Origin of the sequence: Arthrobacter sp. TB 26 (genome assembly GCF_000427315.1) — a bacterium.
Lineage (GTDB): Bacteria > Actinomycetota > Actinomycetes > Actinomycetales > Micrococcaceae > Arthrobacter.
In genome coordinates this window covers 19276-23255 of sequence record NZ_AUPJ01000162.1, presented here as the reverse complement: position 1 = coordinate 23255, position 3980 = coordinate 19276, and the positions used below count along the sequence as shown (strand labels likewise).

The following is a 3980-nucleotide window of genomic DNA, read 5'->3' as shown; positions in this document are numbered from 1 at the left end:
GCCGCAGCGCCGGACATCCTGGCCCTTGACCATGTCGGTTCCACTGCCGTGCCAGGACTTGCCGCGAAGGACGTTCTTGACCTCCAGCTCGGTGTCGAGGACATGGCCGCCGCCGACCGGATCGCACCGATGCTGGCGGACGCCGGGTTCCCCGTCTGGCCCGGCATCGTCGCCGACAACCCCAAGCCCTCGCACCCCGACCCGGCGGACTGGCGAAAGCGGCTGCACGGCAACGCGGACCCCGGGCGGGCGGTTAACCTCCACGTCCGGACCGTGGGATCCCCGGGCTGGCAGTTCGCGCTCTGCTTCCGGGACTGGCTGCGCGACGACGCGGACGCCCGGGCTGACTACCTCGCCGAGAAGCGCCGGGTCGCCAGGCTGCACGGTGTCGACAAATCCACTGCGGGCTACGCCGCCGACAAGGAAGCCTGGTTCACCAGTCACGCCGCGGCGCGGATGGAAGCGTGGGTGCAGCGCACCGGCTGGGAACCGCCGTCGTACACCGCCCCGGGACCGGCGAGCCTGCCCGGGACGGAGCCGGACGATACCACCCCCGGTACCGCCCAAAGCTGAATCAGGACATAGCGTCGGAGGCCGGCGGTAGATTAGATACATGAGTCTTGCCCAGCAGATCAACCGTGTCGTGGCACCCTTCGAGGTCATCAGCGAGTTCAAACCGGCGGGAGACCAGCCGGCGGCCATCGCGGAACTGACCGAGCGCATCAAGAACGGCGAGAAGGATGTGGTGCTGCTCGGCGCCACGGGCACCGGCAAGAGCGCGACGACGGCGTGGCTGATCGAGCAGGTCCAGCGGCCCACCCTCGTGATGGTGCAAAACAAGACTCTCGCGGCGCAGCTCGTCAACGAATTCCGCGAACTGCTCCCCAACAACGCGGTGGAGTACTTCGTCTCCTACTACGACTACTACCAGCCCGAGGCCTACGTGGCGCAGACAGATACCTTCATCGAGAAGGACTCCTCCGTCAACGAGGAAGTCGAGCGGCTCCGGCACTCCGCCACCAACGCGCTGCTGACCCGCCGGGACGTGATTGTGGTTGCCACGGTGTCCTGCATCTACGGCCTGGGCACGCCGGAGGAGTACATCGCCGGCATGGTGACGCTCCGCAAGGGTGCGGAGATGAACCGTGACGACCTGCTCCGCAAATTCGTCTCCATGCAGTACTCCCGCAATGACATGGACTTCCACCGCGGCACCTTCCGGGTCCGCGGCGACACCGTCGAAATCATCCCGATGTATGAGGAGCTGGCGATCCGGGTCGAGTTCTTCGGCGACGAGATCGAGAACATCTACACCCTGCACCCGCTCACCGGGGAGATCATCCGGGATGAGACCGAGATGTACGTCTTCCCGGCCTCGCACTACGTCGCCGGACCGGAGCGGATGGGCCGGGCCATCAAGCGGATTGAAGACGAGCTCGCCGAGCGCCTTCAGGTCCTGGAGAGCCAGAACAAGCTCGTCGAGGCGCAGCGGCTGCGGATGCGCACCACCTACGATCTCGAGATGATGCAGCAGATGGGCTTCTGCAACGGCATTGAAAACTACTCCTCGCACATTGACGGACGCGCCCGCGGAACTGCCCCGCACTGCCTCATCGACTACTTCCCGGATGATTTCCTCCTGGTGATCGACGAGTCCCATGTCACCGTGCCGCAGATCGGCGCCATGTACGAGGGCGACATGTCCCGCAAGCGGAACCTGGTGGATCACGGCTTTCGGCTGCCCTCGGCGATGGACAACCGCCCGCTCAAGTGGGACGAGTTCCAGGAACGGGTGGGCCAGACGGTGTACCTGTCCGCCACCCCGGGCAAGTACGAGCTCGGCAAGGCCGACGGCTACGTCCAGCAGATCATCCGGCCGACCGGGCTCATTGACCCCGAGGTGATCGTGAAGCCCACGAAGGGCCAGATCGATGACCTGCTCGGCGAGATCAGGACCCGCACAGCAAAGAACGAGCGCATCCTGGTCACCACCCTGACCAAGCGGATGGCCGAGGACCTCACCGACTATCTGCTGGGGCACGGAGTCAAGGTCGAATACCTGCACTCGGACGTGGACACGCTGCGCCGGGTGGAGCTGCTCCGCGAGCTCCGGATGGGCGTCTTCGACGTGCTGGTCGGCATCAACCTGCTCCGTGAAGGCCTGGACCTGCCCGAGGTATCGCTGGTCAGCATCCTGGATGCGGACAAGGAAGGCTTCCTGCGCTCGGCGACGTCACTGATCCAGACCATCGGCCGTGCCGCCCGCAACGTCTCGGGCGAGGTGCACATGTACGCGGACCGGATCACCGACTCGATGGCGAAGGCCATTGACGAGACCAACCGCCGCCGCGCGATCCAGGTCGCGTACAACACCGAAAACGGGGTCGACCCGCAGCCGCTGCGGAAGAAGATCGCCGACATCACGGACCAGATCGCGAAGGAGGACGCCGACACCCGCGAGCTCCTCGCCAACGCCGGCAAGGCGCGCGGCAAGGGCAAAGGCTCGGCAAAGGTGCGGGCGGACGGCCTGGCGGCAGCACCGGCCGAGGATCTTGTCGGCCTTATCGAGCAACTCACCGAACAGATGCATGCCGCGGCCGGAGAGCTCAAGTTCGAGCTCGCCGCACGGCTCCGTGACGAGGTGGGGGAGCTCAAGAAGGAGTTGCGCCAGATGCAGTCCGCCGGGCACGCCTAGGGTAATGTTGGTCGCACGTAGGGGAGTATCCCAAGCGCTACGATCGTCAACACGCATGGCACAGATGCCCTGCCGGGCGTAGCGGGCAGCCAGAAAGTACCAGGTACGCGGTACCGGACATTCAGGCCAGTCGGAGAGACTTACACCGCACAGTCACACCCTGCGAAAGGTATCTTCGTGCCCGAACTTCCCGTCTGGTTTGAGATCGGCTCCTTTGTCGTCCTCGGCATCATCCTTGCCATTGACCTGTTGCTGGTCCTGAAACGTCCGCATGAGCCCTCCATGAAGGAAGCCGGCCTGTGGGTTTCGTTTTATATTGCCCTCGCGCTGGTCTTTGCCGGAGCCATGTTCGCCTTCACCGGCCCCGAGTACGGCGGGCAGTTCATCGCAGGCTGGGTGACCGAGTACAGCCTCAGCATCGACAACCTGTTCGTCTTCATCATCATCATGGCCCGCTTCTCGGTACCCCGTAAGTACCAGCAGGAAGTGCTCATGGTGGGCATCATCATCGCCCTGATCCTGCGCGGCATCTTCATCCTGCTCGGCGCGATCGTGATCGAACAGTTCAGCTGGGTCTTCTACATCTTCGGGGCCTTCCTGCTCTGGACGGCCTGGAAGCAGTCCCAGGACGAGGGCGAAGACGAGGAAGACAAGGAAAACCCGCTCATCGCCCGGATCCGCAAGGTCCTGCCGATGTCGGAGAAGTTCGACGGCGGCAAGCTGCGCACCGTCGTGGACGGCAAGAAGGTCTTCACCCCGATGCTCATTGTCTTCGTGACCATCGGCATGACCGACCTGCTTTTTGCGGTGGACTCCATCCCGGCCATCTTCGGCCTCACCCAGAGCGCCTTCATCGTCTTCACCGCCAACATCTTCGCCCTGATGGGCCTGCGCCAGCTCTACTTCCTGCTCGGCGGGCTGATGAACCGCCTGATCTACCTCAAGCACGCCCTGTCCGTGATCCTGGCGTTCATCGGCGTAAAGCTGATCCTGCACGCCATGCACGTCAACGAACTCCCCTTCATCAACGGCGGCCAGCACATCGAGTGGGCGCCGGAGATCCCGACATATGTCTCCCTCGCGGTGATCATCGGGACCATCATCGTCGCCGTCGTAGCCAGCCTGATCAGCTCCAAGGCCTCGAAGTCGAAGCTGGACGCCCGGCTCGAAGAGGACTCCCGGAAGAGCCTGAGCGACGCGGAGTAGCTTCACGGTTCGGCTGAGCCGGGACCGCGTACATTTGACGTTGCAGCACTACACGCCGCTGCGGCAGTAAACGGCACGG

3 protein-coding genes are annotated in these 3980 nt (G+C 64.1%); all 3 read left to right on the top strand.

Going from position 1 to position 3980, the window contains the following annotated elements; all coding sequences use genetic code 11:
* Positions 1-573 (top strand): GrpB family protein (locus K789_RS0105555; RefSeq protein ID WP_024365897.1); only part of this gene is annotated, 573 nt, incomplete at its 5' end.
* 40 nt (positions 574-613) lie between these two features.
* On the top strand, positions 614-2695 hold the full coding sequence (gene uvrB / locus K789_RS0105550) for an excinuclease ABC subunit UvrB (RefSeq protein WP_024365896.1): 2082 nt from the start codon (positions 614-616) through the stop codon (positions 2693-2695).
* Positions 2696-2872: 177 nt separating this feature from the next.
* Positions 2873-3901 (top strand): TerC family protein, encoded by a 1029-nt coding sequence (locus K789_RS0105545; RefSeq protein ID WP_024365895.1) that lies wholly within the window; start codon positions 2873-2875, stop codon positions 3899-3901.
* Positions 3902-3980 lie beyond the last annotated feature (79 nt).